Below are 15,698 nucleotides of genomic sequence, written 5' to 3'. Positions count from 1 at the left end.
CCTCACTCGTAGCGTTCAACGCGCACGGCTGCGGCCGCTATTCCTTCGACCGCTCGCCGGACGGGTGGCCGGACCGCCCGGATGCGTGCGCCCGGCGGACCAGGTCGGCCCATACGTCCTTCACGCGTCGCTCCAGGTCGGGCAGCGGTACGTCGTTGGCGATGACGATGTCGGCGATCCGCCGGCGCTGCTCACGGGTCGCCTGTGCGGCCATCCGCGCGCGGGCGTCCTCTTCCCTCATGCCACGCAGCCGCACGAGCCGGTCGAGTTGGGTGGCGGGGTCGGCGTCGACGACCACCACCACGTCGTACAGGGGGGCGAGCCCGTTCTCCGTGAGGAGGGGGACGTCGTGGACGACGACGGCGTCCTCGGGGGCGGCGGTCTCCAGTTCGCGCGAGCGGGCACCGACCAGGGGGTGCACGATCGCGTTGAGCGCGGCGAGCCTGTCGGAGTCGGCGAAGACGATCGCACCGAGCCCTGGCCGGTCGAGGCTGCCGTCGTCGGCGAGGATGCCCTCGCCGAAGGTCTCGACGACCGCCGCGAGGCCGGGCGTCCCCGGCGCGACGACCTCGCGCGCGATGCGGTCCGCGTCGATCAGTACGGCGCCGCACTCCACGAGCAGCCGCGACACCTCGCTCTTGCCGGCGCCGATTCCGCCGGTCAGGCCCACCTTCAGCATGACGGGAAGCTTAGGGCCTGCCGCCCGCGGCGCACGCGGCAGACCCCGCGGGTGCGCCCTGCCTGCCTCAGCCCTCGCCTTCCCGCTCGGCCAGGAACTTCTCGAACTCCCGCCCGATCTCGTCGGCGGACGGGATGTCGACCGGCTCGGCGAGCATGTTGCCGCGGGTCTCGGCGCCCGCGGCGGCGTCGTACTGGTGCTCCAGGCCCTGGACGAGGGCCGTCAGCTCCTCGTCGCCCTCCTGGATCTGGCGGTCGATCTCGGTCTGGGTGCGGTGTGCGTCCGTGCGAAGGGCGTGCGCGACGCTCGGCAGGACGAGGCCGGTGGCGGCCGTGATGGCCTCCAGGACGGTCAGCGCGGCGTCCGGGTAGGCGGAACGCGCGATGTAGTGCGGGACGTGCGCGGCGACGCCCAGGATGTCGTGTCCGGCCTCCATGAGGCGGTACTCGACGAGAGCCTCGGCGCTGCCCGGCACCTGAGCCTCTTCGAAGGGACTGCGCTGCCCCGGTACGAGGTCGGTGCGGTTGCCGTGCGGGGTGAGGCCCACGGGGCGGGTGTGCGGGACGCCCATGGGAATGCCGTGGAAGTTCACCGACAGGCGCACGCCGAGGCGCTCCACGATCTGCTTCACGGCGACAGCGAAGCGCTCCCACTCGACGTCCGGCTCGGGGCCGGACAGCAGCAGGAAGGGCGCTCCGGTGGCGTCCTGGACGAGCCTGACCTCGATGGTCGGTTCCTCGTAGTCCGTCCACCGGTCGTGCTGGAAGGTCAGCAGCGGGCGACGGGCGCGGTAGTCCACCAGCCGGTCGTGGTCGAAGCGGGCGACGACCTGGTGGGGCAGCGAGTCGAGGAGCCGGTCGACGATCTGGTCGCCGGTCTCCCCCGCGTCGATGTATCCGTCGAAGTGGTAGAGCATGACAAGTCCGGCCGACTCCTGGGCGAGCGCCATGTCGACGACGGCCAGGCCCTTCGGCTCCCATGCGTACAAACCCTGCGGATCAAGCACTTGGACCGCTCCTCCTCGTGTTCGTACTGGACAACGTCCGGTCCGGCGTGGGCATTCCCGGCCCACGCCCCCTGATCAGGGGGCGGCCAGTGACCGGCGAGCGAACGCGTGACTCCCGGTCCAGGGAGGGGCAACGACATGAGCGGTGACTTCGTGCGACCTGCGCGGGAGGGCCGGGCCGGTAAGCCGGGACGCGCGTGGGGAGGGCGGTCACCGTCCGGCGTGCGGAGGTCCGTCCTCCGGCTCTGGAACGAAGACCCGAGGACGACCGGGAAGTCCCGGTGCCGGGTGACGTCCCGTCAGCTGCTCGTGCGTCCCGCAGGTCGTCTCGCGGGTGGCTCCGCCGCGACGGCTCGTCGTCCGCCAGGAACCGACGTCCGCACGGAACAGCACTGAGGGCCCGCACCTCGAAAGGTGCGGGCCCTCAGTCATGAGCTAGTGCTCAGTGGGCGTTCAGCTCTGCCCACCGGCCAGCTTCTCGCGGAGCGCGGCGAGCGCCTCGTCCGAAGCGAGGGCACCGGAGGTGTCCGCACCCTCGGAGGAGTACGAACCACCGCCACCGCCACCGGACGCGGCCGGAGCGGCAGCCTCGCCACCCTCGGCGGCAGCGGCAGCGTCGGCCTCGCGGGACTTGATGACCTGCTGCTGGTGCTGCTCGAAGCGGGTCTGCGCCTCGGCGTACTGGTGCTCCCACGCCTCCCGCTGGGTCTCGTAGCCCTCGAGCCAGTCGTTGGTCTCGGGGTCGAAGCCCTCGGGGTAGATGTAGTTGCCCTGGTCGTCGTACGACGCGGCCATGCCGTACAGGGTCGGGTCGAACTCGACCGAGGCCGGGTCGCTGCCGAACGCCTCGTTGGCCTGCTTCAGCGAGAGGCTGATGCGACGACGCTCGAGGTCGATGTCGATGACCTTGACGAAGATCTCGTCGTTGACCTGGACGACCTGCTCCGGGATCTCCACGTGGCGCTCGGCCAGCTCGGAGATGTGGACCAGACCCTCGATGCCCTCGTCCACGCGGACGAACGCACCGAACGGAACCAGCTTCGTGACCTTGCCGGGCACGACCTGGCCGATCTGGTGGGTGCGGGCGAACTGCTGCCACGGGTCTTCCTGCGTCGCCTTCAGCGACAGGGAGACACGCTCGCGGTCCATGTCCACGTCGAGAACCTCGACGGTGACTTCCTGGCCGACCTCGACAACCTCGGAGGGGTGGTCGATGTGCTTCCAGGAGAGCTCGGAGACGTGCACCAGGCCGTCGACGCCACCCAGGTCCACGAAGGCACCGAAGTTGACGATCGAGGACACGACGCCGGAGCGGACCTGACCCTTCTGGAGGGTGGTGAGGAACGTCTGGCGAACCTCGGACTGGGTCTGCTCCAGCCAGGCACGGCGGGACAGGACCACGTTGTTGCGGTTCTTGTCCAGCTCGATGATCTTGGCCTCGAGCTCCTTGCCCACGTAGGGCTGGAGGTCGCGGACACGGCGCATCTCGACGAGGGAAGCCGGCAGGAAGCCACGGAGGCCGATGTCGAGGATGAGACCACCCTTGACGACCTCGATGACGGTACCGGTGACGATGCCGTCCTCTTCCTTGATCTTCTCGATGGTGCCCCAGGCGCGCTCGTACTGGGCGCGCTTCTTCGAGAGGATCAGGCGGCCTTCCTTGTCCTCCTTCTGGAGAACGAGGGCTTCGATCTCGTCGCCGACGGCGACCACGTCGTTCGGGTCGACGTCGTGCTTGATCGAGAGCTCGCGGCTCGGGATGACACCTTCGGTCTTGTAACCGATGTCGAGCAGGACCTCGTCCCGGTCGACCTTCACGATGACGCCGTCGACGATGTCGCCGTCGTTGAAGTACTTGATCGTCTCGTCGATCGCGGCGAGGAAAGCTTCCTCGTTACCGATGTCGTTGACCGCAACCTGCGGGGTGGTGGCGGTGGTCTCGGTGCTGCTCGTCATGTGGGAAAGGGCTCCGGTACGGACAGAGAGTCGTAGGTACTGCTTACGCCGGGAGCCCGTTTCGCTCTGCAGAAGGCCGGACAGCCAAGGAAGCGCCTCACCGAACCGGTGATGGCGCCTCGACAACCGAGGGGACATACATACAGATGCGAGCGCAACCTGCTACGTCTGAGGTGCGCAGGCCCGCAGCGCAACTTGTAGCATACGGGGGCAGCCGGGCAGGGTCAATGCGCGAAGGCGCACACCCGGGGCGGATCGCCGCAATCCCGGCACACAACCTCTCTTCCGAGGCCAAACGGACCGCGGGAAGTCCCCTTCCGGGGTTACCGGGACGGCGCCCCCTGAGGCCGGTTGGACGGAAGATTACGACGAGGGAGCCGGTCATCCAAGAGCCCGTATCGTCCGAGCCGGAGTTCGAGCCGGAGGTTGAGCCGGCCCTCGAGCCGGAAGCCACCCGCCGCGAGGCCGGTGTCGCGGAGAGCGCGCGCGCCAACCGCGGGTGGTGGGACCGCAACGCGGACGAGTACCAGATCGAACATGGCACTTTCCTCGGCGACGACCGCTTCGTGTGGGGTCCCGAGGGCCTGGACGAGGTGGAGGCCGAGCTGCTCGGCCCGCCGGAGGACCTGAAGGGAAAGGCGGTCCTCGAGATCGGCGCCGGCGCGGCCCAGTGCGCGCGCTGGCTGGCCGCCCAGGGTGCCCGCCCGGTCGCCCTGGACGTCTCCCACCGCCAGCTCCAGCACGCGCTGCGGATCGGCGCGGCGTTCCCCCTGGTGTGCGCCGACGCGGCCGTCCTGCCGTTCGCGGACGGCTCCTTCGACCTGGCCTGTTCGGCGTACGGCGCGCTGCCCTTCGTCGCCGAGCCGGTGCTGGTTCTGAAGGAGGTGCGCCGGGTGCTGCGGCCGGGCGGACGCTTCGTCTTCTCGGTGACCCATCCGATCCGCTGGGCCTTCCCTGACGAGCCGGGCCCCGAGGGCCTGTCCGTCGCCTCGTCGTACTTCGACCGCACGCCCTACGTCGAGCAGGACGACCAGGGCCGGGCGGTGTACGTCGAGCACCACCGGACGATCGGCGACCGGGTCCGTGACGTCGTGGCGGGAGGCTTCCGGCTGGTGGACCTGGTCGAGCCGGAGTGGCCGGTCTGGAACACGGCGGAGTGGGGCGGCTGGTCGCCGCTGCGCGGCGGTCTGATCCCGGGAACGGCGATCTTCGTCTGCGAGCGGGACTGATCCGCACGGCTTCCTCCCTGTAGGCGTAAGCGCGCCTGTACGCCCACGCGCGCCCGCCCGTGCCGGTACGCGCGTGCGTGGGCGTCTCCTGCGGCGTACGACACTGGGTGGCGTGATCCGTTACGACGCCCTGGACGCGCTGCCCGTGCGGGCCGCCCTGCCCGCTCTGCGCGACGCCCTGGCCGGGCGGGGGACCGCCGTGCTGGCGGCGCCGCCCGGTACCGGCAAGACGACGCTGGTGCCGTTGGCGCTGGCCGGGCTGGTGGGTGAGGGGCCGGTGCGGCGGGTGGTGGTGGCGGAGCCACGTCGGATCGCGGCGCGGGCTGCGGCCCGGCGGATGGCGTGGCTGCTCGGTGAGCGGGCCGGCGAGCGTGTCGGCTACACCGTGCGGGGCGAGCGTGTCGTCGGACGGCACACGCGCGTGGAGGTCGTCACCACCGGTGTGCTGATCCAGCGCCTCCAGCGCGACCAGGAGCTGACCGGGGTCGACGTGGTGGTGCTGGACGAGTGCCACGAACGGCATCTGGACGCGGACACGGCGGCCGCCTTCCTGTGGGACGTGCGTGAGACGCTCCGCCCCGAGTTGGGGCTGGTCGCCGCGTCGGCCACGACCGACACGGCGAGCTGGTCCCGGCTGCTGGGCGGCGCGCCGGTGGTCGAGGCCCACGGATCGTCGTACGACGTCGAGGTGGTGTGGGTGCCGCCCATCCGGCCGGTGCGGCCGCCGCACGGCATGTGGGTGGACCCCGCGCTGCTGGCGCACGTGGCGTCGGTGGTGCGGCGGGCGCTGGAGGAGCGGCCGGGGGACGTGCTGTGCTTCCTGCCGGGGGTCGGTGAGATAGCGCGGGTGGCGGGGCGGCTCGGGGATCTGGACGGGGTGGACGTGCTCCAGGTGCACGGGCGGGCTTCCGCGGCGGTGCAGGACGCGGTGCTGGCTCCCGGGGAGCGTCGCCGGGTCGTGCTGGCCACGTCCGTCGCCGAGTCGTCCCTGACGGTGCCGGGCGTGCGGGTGGTCGTCGACTCGGGGTTGGCGCGGGAGCCGCGGGTGGATCACGCGCGGGGACTGAGCGCGCTGGCCACGGTGCGGGCGTCGGTCGCGGCGGGACGGCAGCGGGCCGGGCGGGCCGGACGTGAGGCGCCGGGGGTGGTGTACCGGTGCTGGGCGGAGGCCGAGAACGCCCGCCTGCCCCGGTTCCCGTCGCCGGAGATCAAGGTGGCCGACCTGACGGCGTTCGCCCTCCAGGCGGCCTGCTGGGGCGATCCCGGGGCGTCCGGGCTCGCGCTGCTGGATCCGCCGCCGGGCGGGGCGATGGCGGCGGCGGGCCGGCTGCTGAGGGCGGTCGGGGCGGTGGACACGGCGGGCCGGGCGACGGAGCGCGGGGTCCGGCTGACGCGGGCCGGGTTGCATCCACGCCTGGGGCGGGCGCTGCTCGACGGGGCGACGCTGATGGGGGCGGAACGGGCGGCGGAGGTGGTCGCCCTGCTGAGCGAGGAGGCTCCGCGGGAGTACGGCGACGATCTCGCGGGGGCGCTGCGCGCCGCCCGGCGCGGGAGTGACGCGTATGCGGGACGCTGGCGGGCGGAGGTACGGCGGCTGCGGGCGGTGGCGACGGAGTTCTCCGGCCCGGTGGAGGGGGCCGTCGGGGGTCCGTCGGCGCCGGCCCGCGAGGACGGCCGGGTCGGTGTGGTCGCCGCTCTCGCCTTCCCGGAGCGGGTCGCCAGGGCCGACGGCGGCTCGTACCTGATGGTGTCCGGGACGCGGGCCGAGGTGCGGGACGGCTCGGGGCTGCGTGGCGCCCCGTGGATCGCGGTCGCCGTCGCCGACCGGCCGGTAGGCAAGGGACACGCGCGGGTGCAGCTCGCGGCGGTCGTCGACGAGGAGATCGCCCGGTTCGCGGCCGGCGCGCTGCTCGACGTGCGCGAGGAGGTCCACTGGTTCGACGGGGACGTCGTGGCCCGGCGGGTCGAGCGGCTCGGGGCCGTGGAGCTGGCGGCGCGGCCGCTGCGCGACGCCGACGCCGGGCTCCTGCGGGAGGCGTTGCTCGAGGGGCTGCGGGAGGAGGGGCCGGGGCTGCTTCGGTGGTCGGCGGAGGCGCAGGGGCTGCGGCAGCGACTGGCGTTCCTGAGGTCGCGTCTCGGGGAGCCGTGGCCGGACGTTTCCGACGCGGCGCTGCACGCGCGCGTGGACGAGTGGCTGGAGCCCGAGCTGAGCCGGGCCCGGCGGCGCGGCGACCTGGCGCGGATCGACGCCGGGAAGGCGCTCGCGCGGCTGCTCCCCTGGGCGTCCGGGGAGGCGGCGCGGCTGGACGAACTGGCGCCGGAGCGGATGACGGTGCCGAGTGGGTCCGCAATCCGAATCGACTACGCGGACCCCGGACAGCCGGTGCTGGCGGTGAAGCTCCAGGAGATGTTCGGGCTACAGGAGTCGCCGCGGGTGGCGGGGGTGCCGTTGCTGGTGCACCTGCTGTCCCCCGCCGGACGGCCCGCCGCCGTGACCGCCGACCTCGCCTCCTTCTGGAAGGACGGCTACAAGGGCGTGCGGGCGGAGCTGCGGGGCCGGTATCCCAAGCATCCGTGGCCGGAGGACCCGGCCGGTGCCGAGCCGACCCGGCACACCAACGCGCGGCTCAGGCGGTGACCGGTTCGGCGTCGGCGGCGGGGACAGGCTCCGGGCCGGCGGGGCGCCGGCCGCGGGCCTCCAGGTACAGCGAGAGGGCGAGGAGCAGGCCGCCGAGGGCGAGGAAGCCCCAGGGCAGGTAGGACGTCATCAGCAGGACCAGGGTGCGGTTGGCGCCGACCAGGTCGACGGTGTGCTCGATGTAGTCCTCGCGCATCTTCACGTGGCCGGCGAAGGCCGTCACCCTGTCGCGGTCGCCGAGGAGGGTGCCGCCGCGCAGTTCCTCCCGGTGGATCTCCTCGCCGTGGACGGGGGCGCCGGTGACGGGTTCGACCCAGAACCTGCGGACGGTGGTGTACCAGCGGGTGGTGCCGGTCCTGGCGACGGTCTCGGGGGTGATCCCGGCGACGGGCATCGTCCTGGGCATGGGGACCTGGGTCCAGGGGATGGTCTGCTCGAAGCGGTAGACCTCCAGGCCGCGGAACCTCTCGGTGCCCTTGTAGTGGATGGGGGCGGTGACACGGGCCTGCGCGTCGAAGTACGCGTAGTCGCGTTTCTCCGCGCGGAAGGGCCATTTGAACTCCAGGCCCTCGCGGCGGACGGGGGTGCCGTCGACCATCTCCCCGGTGGCGTGGACGGGTTCTTGGGTGTGGGCGTCGAAGATGTAGCGCTCGGGGATGCGGGAGACCATCTTGCCGTCGGGGCCCTGGACGTAGGACAGGCCGTCCCAGACGACGACGTCGCGGCCCGCCGTGCGTTCGATCCGCTCCGACTCCTCCACGTTGCCCTTGAGGGTCTGCACGACGGTGACCTTGGGGACGGTGCGGGCGGTCATCGTGCCGTAGTCGAGGAGGGTGGCGTCGTGGGCCTCCAGCACCATGGCCTGGTAGGCGTTGGCGGGGACCTTGGCCAGGCGGGGGAAGGCGTACCAGCGCAGCAGCGGGGACAGCGCCGTGAAGAACACGGCGAGGGCGAGCAGGATCAGGCCGGCCTTGCGGCGCATGTCGGCCTCCCTCCCAGAGTGGTCACGGGTGTGCGGGCACCGTCGTCAGCAGTGGTTTCGGGGAGGTCTCGCCGGTCGGGGTGCCCAGGGCGACGAGGGTGAGGACCAGGGCGAACGCGAGGGCGAGGCCGGTCGCGGCGGCGATCAGGGCGCGCATGCGGGCCTCCCGCGGAGGTGCCAGTAGAACTGACTGGTCGTCAGATCCGGCACCGTAGCAACGGGCGGGCGGGATGAGAACACGTCGCGCACGACGACGGCGCCCCGCTCGCGTGGAGCGGGGCGCCTGCGGTGGTGCGGTGGTGGTTGCTACAAGCCGGTCGTCGTCGCTCCGGAGGGGCTCGGGGAGGTGCTCCCCGAGGGAGTGCCGGAGGGGGTGTCCGAGGGAGTGCCGGAGGGGGTGTCCGAGGGAGTCGGCGTGGACGGCGGTGCCGCCGTGACGGTCAGTTCGACCGTGAGCGTGGCGCCGCCCTCGGTGGTGACGCGCAGCAGGTACGTGCCGGCGGCGTCGTCCGCGTACAGCTTCGGGAGGGTCAGCACGCCGTTCGTGTCGGTGCGGAGGTCCGTCAGGGTGCGGACCGGGTTGCCGGCGGCGTCCTTGAAGTAGGGACCCTTGCCGTTCGCGGTCGGGTCGTCGGCCGACTTCACGAGCGTGGCGGTGGCATCCACCTTGCCCGCCACGGCGCCCTTGTAGGTGGCCTTCACCTCGACCCGGTCGGCGAACTCGCCGCCCGCGACGCAGGTCAGGGCAGTCGAGCCGAGGCGGGCCAGGGCGTCGGCGGCGCGCGCGGTGACCTTGGCCGAGTAGCTCACGGCCGCGACCGTACGGCCCACGACGGTGGCGCGGACCGTGAAGGAGCCGGTCTTCTCGCCCGCCTGGAGGGCGGGCGCGGTGGCGATGCCCCGGCGGTCGGTGATGACCGTGGCGACGCTCTCACCGCCCGTGAAGCGTGCGTCGGTGTCGCCGACGATCGTGAAACGGACCCGGACCTTGGCGACGGCCGTGCCGGCCTTGGTCTCGGCGCGGGTGCCGATCCGGTCGCCGAACACGTCGCCTGCCATGGCGGTGAGGCGTGCCGTGCCCGCGTCCTCCAGGTGGTGGACGGAGTCCGTCGGGGTCGTCGCGGGAGGCGGGGTGGTCGCGGGGGGCGTGGTGGTCGGCGGGTTGGTCGCGGGGGGCGGGGTGGTCGGCGGGTTGGTCGCGGGGGGCGGGGTGGTCGCGGGGGGCGGGGTCTTCGTGGGCGGCTCGGGCGACAGGTCGGGGAACGGCGAGGTGGCCGTGCCGCCGCCGTTCTCGTCGCTGCGGTTGTCCGGCAGGGTGCCGGCGCCGTCCGGGACCTCGTGCGTGCCCTTGCGGTAGTACTCCAGCCACGACACGACGGTGTTGTAGTAGTCGGTCGAGTTGTTGTAGCTCAGGATCGCGCTGCGCAGGCCGGCGTCGGTGGACATGTCCCAGCTGAAGCGGCACAGGTAGTGACCGGCGGCCAGCGCGGCGTCGTAGACGTTGTTGGGGTCCTTCGTGCCGTCGCCGTTGCCGTCACGGCCGGCCCACTCCCAGGTGGACGGGATGAACTGCATGGGGCCGACGGCGCGGTCGTGCACGGTGTCGCCGTCGAAAGCGCCGTTGTCGGTGTCGCTGATGTCGGCGAAGCCGTTGCCGTCGAGGACCGGGCCGAGGATCGCGGAGCGGGTGGTGCCGTCGGCGTCGACGTTGCCGCCGCGGGCGTGGCCCGACTCCACCTTGCCGATGGCCGCGAGGAGTTCCCACGGCATGTTGCAGCCGGGCTTGGAACCGGCGAGCGCCGCCGCGGCCTTCTTGTAGGCGTCCAGGACGGTCGCGGGGATGCCGGCCTCCGTGCCGCCGGTGCCGGCCGGGGTGATGCCGGTGCTCTGACTCGGCGCCGGGGTGGGGCTGTTCAGCGGCGGCAGGTCCGTGTAGTACGGCGAGTTGCCGGTGGCGCTCTCGTCGGTGCCGGTCGCGGAGCCGCTGTCGGCGGACGGGGCGTCCGCGGCCGTCCGCCCGCCCGCGCCGCCGGCCGTGACGTCCGGCGCCTGGGAGGCGGCCAGAGCCGCGACGGCCAATGCGGCCACGGTGGTGTTGACCGCACCCTTGCGCAGCCTGCTGCCGAAATGCGCCGACATGAAGTGAACCCCTCCCGTGGACACTCGATTGCCCGTCTTCCTCTGTCTCGCCGTCCCGTGGGACGCCCTGCCTCGCTCGCCCCCTGGGAGACGACCGACCGGCCGCGAGAGTTTCGGTCACGGGCGATTTGCGCTGGTCTGTTCGGTTGTCCGACCGCCGTTCGCGCGGGTGGCGGCCCAGGCGACCCTACGACAACTTCGGTGCGACCGGCACCCGTTCGAGGGGGGTCTTCACCACCCGGCCATAAGCCGTGGGGCGCGGGAGGCGTCCCGCATACTGGTCGGGTCGTCGATGTCCGGGCCGGCGGGTCCGGCAACATCCGTGCCGGGGAGCCTCGTTGCCGTTCACGCTGAGTCATGCGGCGGCCGTGCTGCCCGCCGTTCGCGCCGACGGCACCGGCCGCGGACGCCTGGTGCCCGCCGTCCTCGTCGCCGGGTCGTTCGCTCCCGACATGACCTACTACGCGGCGAGTGTCCGGCCCGGAGCGATGGAGTTCGGCGACGTCACGCACTCCTTCCCGGGCGTCCTGACCGTCGACGTGCTCCTCGCCTGGGCGCTGGTGGGATTGTGGCTGTCGGTGCGTGAGCCGCTCGTGGCGCTGCTGCCACGCGCGCGGCAGGGCCGCACGGCCGTCCTGACGCGCTGCGGGGTGCCACACGCGCGCGTCCGGCCGTCCGCGGTGGCCCGGTGGTACGCGTCCGCGGTCCTCGGCGCCCTGACGCACGTCGTCTGGGACGCCTTCACCCACCTCGACCGGTGGGGCATGCGGGTGTTCCCCGTCCTCGGCGAGTCGGTCGCGGGCTCCCCGCTGTACTGGTACCTCCAGTACGGCGGTTCGGCCGTCGCGGCGGTCGTGATCGGTACGTTCGTCACGCACGCGCTGCGCCGGACCCCCGCGGCCGAGCCACTCGGCGTGCCGGTGCTGTCGGCGCGCGACCGCTGGTGGGCCGCGGCCGTGATCGGCGGCTTCGCCCTGGCGGCTGCCGCTCGCCGAACGCTCCGCTGGTGGGATGTCCGCGGACCGGGCAGCAAGCCCTACGAGCTGATCCCGACCCTGTGCTTCGGAGCGGGGGCGGGGCTGGTGCTGGGGGTCCTGCTGTACGCGGGTGCGGTGCGGGTGCGGGTGTGGCGCGGGGCGGGGCGGGGCTCGCGGCAGGGGGATGAGGTCGGCGTCGGTTGAGGAGGCGGGAGCGGGACGACCGCCGACCTGGGTCAGCACCCGCGGAAACGGTCGGCGTCAGGTGTCGCGCTCGCGACGAAGACGGTGATACGGCGTCCCGCCCGCGGCCTGCGGCGTCGGGGCCGGGCACCGAGGGCGAGGGCCAGGCAGCCGCGTGCGAGCGCGGCCGCGAGGCGCCGAGTGCCGCCCCGACGGCTGAGGAGCGCGAGGGCGCGGCGTCGGAGGCGCACGGCCGTCCGGTGCGGCGTCCTGAGGGGGGACCCGGGGAGGCGGGGCGTGGCGGCGCCGGGCGCAAGGGCCGGAGACGGCCGCTCGGAAGGCGTCGCGTCAGGACCGCCCCGTGTTCCGGCGGCGGCCGTGGCGTGAACGCGTGCGGAGGCCTTCCGGCGGTGAAGCATGCGTATACCCATGGCCGCATCCTGGCGGCCGGGAGCTCACGAGGCCGCCTTCTCGAGGGCCACGTGGGTGAGGTCCCTTCAGGGGATGTACCCGGGGTGACGGGGCGATGGGAGAGGGGGACGGGAGACGGGGGGGGCGTCCGGGCGCGCCGGTGGGCGGGCGAGCGGGAACGACGGGGAAGCCGCGCGGGCCGAGGAGAGGCGCCGCAGCCGCGCGGGGGCACGGGCAAGGAGAGGGACCCCGCTTGCCCGGCGGGGTCCCTCTCGGCTCCGGCGCTGTGGGTCAGTGGGCTGCCGACTCCCAGTCGCGGCCCGCACCCACCGAGACGTCCAGGGGGGCCCTGAGGTGGACCGCGTCGGCCATCTCGCGGCGGACCAGTTCCTCCACGGCCGGCCGCTCGCCGGGGGCGATCTCCAGGACGATCTCGTCGTGGACCTGGAGGAGCATGCGGGACTTCAGGTCCGCCTTCCGCAGGGCCGCGTCCACCTTGAGCATGGCGATCTTGACGATGTCCGCCGCAGTGCCCTGGATCGGAGCGTTGAGGGCCATCCGCTCGGCCGCCTCGCGGCGCTGACGGTTGTCGCTGTTGAGGTCGGGGAGATAGCGGCGGCGCCCGAAGAGCGTCGCCGTGTAGCCCGTCGCCCGTGCCTCCTCGACCGCCCGGCGCAGGTAGTCCCGTACGCCGCCGAAGCGCTCGAAGTAGGCGTCCATCAGGGCGCGGGCCTCGCCCGCGTCGATGTTCAGCTGCTGGGACAGGCCGAACGCCGACAGGCCGTACGCCAGTCCGTACGACATCGCCTTGATCTTGCGGCGCATCTCCGCGTCCACGGCGTCCCGTTCGACGCCGAAGACCTGGGAGGCGGCCGTGGTGTGCAAATCCTCGCCGGAGGTGAACGCCTCGATGAGGCCCTCGTCCTCGGAGAGATGTGCCATCACCCGCAGTTCGATCTGGCTGTAGTCGGCCGTCATCAGGGACTCGAAGCCCTCACCGACGACGAAACCCCTCCGGATCGCCCGGCCCTCGTCCGTGCGGACCGGGATGTTCTGGAGGTTCGGGTCCGTGGACGACAGGCGGCCGGTCGCGGCGACCGTCTGGTTGAAGGTGGTGTGGATGCGGCCGTCGGCGGCGATCGTCTTGATCAGGCCCTCGACGGTGACGCGGAGTTTGGCCTGCTCGCGGTGCCGGAGCATGATCACCGGCAGCTCGTTGTCCGTCTGGGCGGCGAGCCACGCCAGGGCGTCGGCGTCCGTCGTGTAACCGGTCTTGGTCTTCTTCGTCCTGGGCAGGCCCAGCTCGCCGAAGAGGACCTCCTGGAGCTGCTTGGGCGAACCGAGGTTGAACTCGTGTCCGGCGGCGGCGTGCGCCTCCTTCACCGCCTGCTGGACGGCGCCCGCGAACATCTGCTCCATGGCCTCCAGGTGGGCCCGGTCCGCCGCGATGCCGTGCCGCTCCAGGCGCGCGAGGAGGGCGGAGGTGGGCAGCTCCATGTCCTGGAGAAGGTCCGCCGCGCCCACCTCCTCCAGCCGGCCCCGGAAGGCCTCGCCGAGGTCGAGGATCGCGCGGGCCTGCACCATCAGGGCTTCGGCCTCGGCGCCGTCGTCCGCGCCGAAGGCGAGCTGGCCGTCGGCCGCGGCGGGCGGGGCCAGCTCCCGGCCCAGGTACTCCAGCGACAGCGCGTCGAGGTCGAAGGAGCGGCGGCCCGGCTTGACCAGGTAGGCGGCGAGCGCGGTGTCCATGGAGACGCCGGCGACGCTCCAGCCGTGCTCGGCGAAGACGCGCATGGCGCCCTTGGCGTTGTGCAGGACCTTGGGGCGGTCCTCTGCGGCCAGCCAGGCGGCCCACGTGTGCTCGTCGGCCTCGTCCAGCTCGGACGGGTCGAACCAGGCGGCCGGTCCGCCTGCCGCGGCGAGCGCGACCTCCGCGACCGAGCCGGCGCCCAGGCCCCAGGTGTCGACGGTGGCGACACCGAGAGGCTCGCCGCCGTGCTCGGAGAGCCAGCCGGTCAGCTCGCCCGTGCCCAGCACCGTGCCGTCCAGTGCCACACCGGGCGCGACGACCGGGGTCGTCTCGGCCTCCTGGGCGCCCGGGTCGACCGCCAGCAGCCGCTCGCGCAGCGACGGGTTCCGGATCTCCAGGGTGTCCAGGACCACGGCGACGGCCGTGCGGTCGTACGGGGCGCGCTCGAGGTCACGGACCGTGTGGGGCAGCTCGACGGTGCGGACCATCTCCGTCAGGCGCCGGTTGAGCTTGACGGACTCCAGGTGGTCGCGGAGGTTCTGTCCGGCCTTGCCCTTGACCTCGTCGACCCGCTCGACCAGCTCCGCGAACGAACCGAACTGGTTGATCCACTTCGCGGCGGTCTTCTCGCCGACGCCCGGGATGCCGGGGAGGTTGTCCGACGGGTCGCCGCGCAGTGCCGCGAAGTCGGGGTACTGGGCGGGCGTCAGGCCGTACTTCTCGACGACCTTCTCCGGCGTGAAGCGGGTCAGCTCGGAGACGCCCTTCGTGGGATACAGCACCGTGGTGTGCTCGCTGACGAGCTGGAAGGAGTCGCGGTCGCCGGTGACGATCAGCACCTCGAAGCCCTCGGCCTCGGCCTGGGTGGCGAGCGTGGCGATCACGTCGTCGGCCTCGAAGCCGTCGATCGCGAACCGCGAGACGTGCATCGCGTCGAGCAGCTCCCCGATCAGCTCGACCTGGCCCTTGAACTCGTCCGGCGTCTTGGAGCGGTTCGCCTTGTACTCGGTGAACTCCTCGGAGCGCCAGGTCTTGCGGGAGACGTCGAAGGCCACCGCGAAGTGCGTGGGCGACTCGTCACGCAGGGTGTTCGCCAACATCGACGCGAAGCCGTAGATCGCGTTCGTCGGCTGGCCGGTCGCGGTGGTGAAGTTCTCCGCGGGCAGCGCGAAGAACGCGCGGTAGGCCAGCGAGTGCCCGTCCATGAGCATCAGGCGGGGCCGGTCGGCGCCGGAGGTGTTCTCGGTCTTCTTCGATGCTGTTTCTGCCACGCCCCCGATCCTGCCACGCCCCACTGACACTCCGGCCCACGCGTGCCTCCGGCGGCTGAGCGGCCCGGGGACGGCGCCCGGACACGGTCGGTGACCACGGCCGCACAGCCGCTCACCGAGCCGTCCGGCGGAAGGGCAGCGCCCCTCGGCCCGGGAGCCGCCCGTGTCGGCGGCAGGGCCGGTGCTTGCACAGGCCGCCGCGCAGGCCTCCCACACGCACCCGCGTCAGCTCGCCGTGCCCTCGGGCGCGACCACGTCACCGCCCCACGGGTGACGCCGGCGCCGCGGCGCCCCCTTGCGCGCGACGCGCACCGAAGCGGACGCCGGTGCCCCGGCCCCCGCCGTACACCACGCGGCATGCGTCCCTTCACCGAACGCCTCCGCCACCCGGCAACCGTCGCTCCCGTCCCCACCGGCCCGCGCGTCCTCCGTCGCTCCCGTCCCCGTCCGTCCGCGCGTCCTCCGTGTCGGTGCCGCGTG

At 72.9% G+C, this 15,698-nt stretch carries 10 protein-coding genes; 3 read left to right on the top strand and 7 right to left on the bottom strand.

Translation table 11 applies throughout. The annotated features are described in order from the left end of the window. Window positions 1-37 precede the first annotated feature (37 nt). The 3 genes from coaE to rpsA form a co-directional block, all read right to left on the bottom strand. Window positions 38-679 carry a dephospho-CoA kinase gene (gene coaE / locus ACZ5Y0_RS15255; protein WP_469129126.1) on the bottom strand — a complete coding sequence of 214 codons (642 nt, stop codon included), beginning with the start codon at window positions 677-679 and terminating at the stop codon, window positions 38-40. Window positions 680-746: 67 nt separating this feature from the next. Continuing rightward, window positions 747-1,685 carry a PAC2 family protein gene (locus tag ACZ5Y0_RS15250; RefSeq protein ID WP_467517038.1) on the bottom strand — a complete coding sequence of 313 codons (939 nt, stop codon included), beginning with the start codon at window positions 1,683-1,685 and terminating at the stop codon, window positions 747-749. Window positions 1,686-2,138: 453 nt separating this feature from the next. After that, a complete protein-coding gene (gene rpsA, locus ACZ5Y0_RS15245; RefSeq protein ID WP_469129125.1) occupies window positions 2,139-3,641 on the bottom strand; it encodes a 30S ribosomal protein S1 in 1,503 nt (500 codons plus the stop codon). A gap of 227 nt (window positions 3,642-3,868) precedes the next feature. Between rpsA and ACZ5Y0_RS15240 the strand changes: the two genes are divergently transcribed. Next, window positions 3,869-4,870, top strand: coding sequence for a class I SAM-dependent methyltransferase (locus tag ACZ5Y0_RS15240; protein WP_469129124.1), 1,002 nt, complete (start codon window positions 3,869-3,871; stop codon window positions 4,868-4,870). A gap of 112 nt (window positions 4,871-4,982) precedes the next feature. After that, window positions 4,983-7,508 carry an ATP-dependent helicase HrpB gene (hrpB, locus tag ACZ5Y0_RS15235; RefSeq protein WP_469129123.1) on the top strand — a complete coding sequence of 842 codons (2,526 nt, stop codon included), beginning with the start codon at window positions 4,983-4,985 and terminating at the stop codon, window positions 7,506-7,508. On the opposite strand, the gene pgfA is transcribed toward hrpB, so the two are convergent. The 3 genes from pgfA to ACZ5Y0_RS15220 all read right to left on the bottom strand — a co-directional run bounded on the left by pgfA (window position 7,498) and on the right by ACZ5Y0_RS15220 (window position 10,629). Next, the gene (gene pgfA, locus ACZ5Y0_RS15230) at window positions 7,498-8,490 is read right to left on the bottom strand and encodes a cell envelope lipid trafficking protein PgfA (protein WP_469129122.1); all 993 of its coding nucleotides are present in this window, start codon (window positions 8,488-8,490) and stop codon (window positions 7,498-7,500) included. The two genes, hrpB and pgfA, sit on opposite strands and share 11 nt — an antisense overlap. A 22-nt stretch (window positions 8,491-8,512) precedes the next feature. Continuing rightward, complete coding sequence (locus ACZ5Y0_RS15225; RefSeq protein WP_469129121.1) at window positions 8,513-8,647, bottom strand: SPW_0924 family protein; 135 nt, start codon at window positions 8,645-8,647, stop codon at window positions 8,513-8,515. Between the two features lie 149 nt (window positions 8,648-8,796). Next, a complete protein-coding gene (locus tag ACZ5Y0_RS15220; RefSeq protein ID WP_469129120.1) occupies window positions 8,797-10,629 on the bottom strand; it encodes a lytic transglycosylase domain-containing protein in 1,833 nt (610 codons plus the stop codon). Between the two features lie 338 nt (window positions 10,630-10,967). On the opposite strand from ACZ5Y0_RS15220, the gene ACZ5Y0_RS15215 reads away from it, so the two are divergent. Further along, a complete protein-coding gene (locus ACZ5Y0_RS15215; protein WP_469129119.1) occupies window positions 10,968-11,810 on the top strand; it encodes a DUF4184 family protein in 843 nt (280 codons plus the stop codon). A gap of 681 nt (window positions 11,811-12,491) precedes the next feature. On the opposite strand, the gene polA is transcribed toward ACZ5Y0_RS15215, so the two are convergent. Next, window positions 12,492-15,218, bottom strand: coding sequence for a DNA polymerase I (gene polA / locus ACZ5Y0_RS15210; RefSeq protein WP_469129118.1), 2,727 nt, complete (start codon window positions 15,216-15,218; stop codon window positions 12,492-12,494). Window positions 15,219-15,698 lie beyond the last annotated feature (480 nt).

The sequence above is a fragment of the Streptomyces sp. NPDC033216 genome, assembly GCF_055577115.1.
This window is presented reverse-complemented; position numbering and strand designations above follow the sequence as displayed.

Bases quoted from the DNA above. Each gene is read 5' to 3' on its own strand.
- coaE (WP_469129126.1), bottom strand. From the start codon at position 679: ATGCTGAAGGTGGGCCTGACCGGCGGAATCGGCGCCGGCAAGAGCGAG.
- rpsA (WP_469129125.1), bottom strand. From the start codon at position 3,641: ATGACGAGCAGCACCGAGACCACCGCCACCACCCCGCAGGTTGCGGTC.
- ACZ5Y0_RS15240 (WP_469129124.1), top strand. From the start codon at position 3,869: ATGCGCGAAGGCGCACACCCGGGGCGGATCGCCGCAATCCCGGCACAC.
- pgfA (WP_469129122.1), bottom strand. From the start codon at position 8,490: ATGCGCCGCAAGGCCGGCCTGATCCTGCTCGCCCTCGCCGTGTTCTTC.
- ACZ5Y0_RS15225 (WP_469129121.1), bottom strand. From the start codon at position 8,647: ATGCGCGCCCTGATCGCCGCCGCGACCGGCCTCGCCCTCGCGTTCGCC.
- ACZ5Y0_RS15220 (WP_469129120.1), bottom strand. From the start codon at position 10,629: ATGTCGGCGCATTTCGGCAGCAGGCTGCGCAAGGGTGCGGTCAACACC.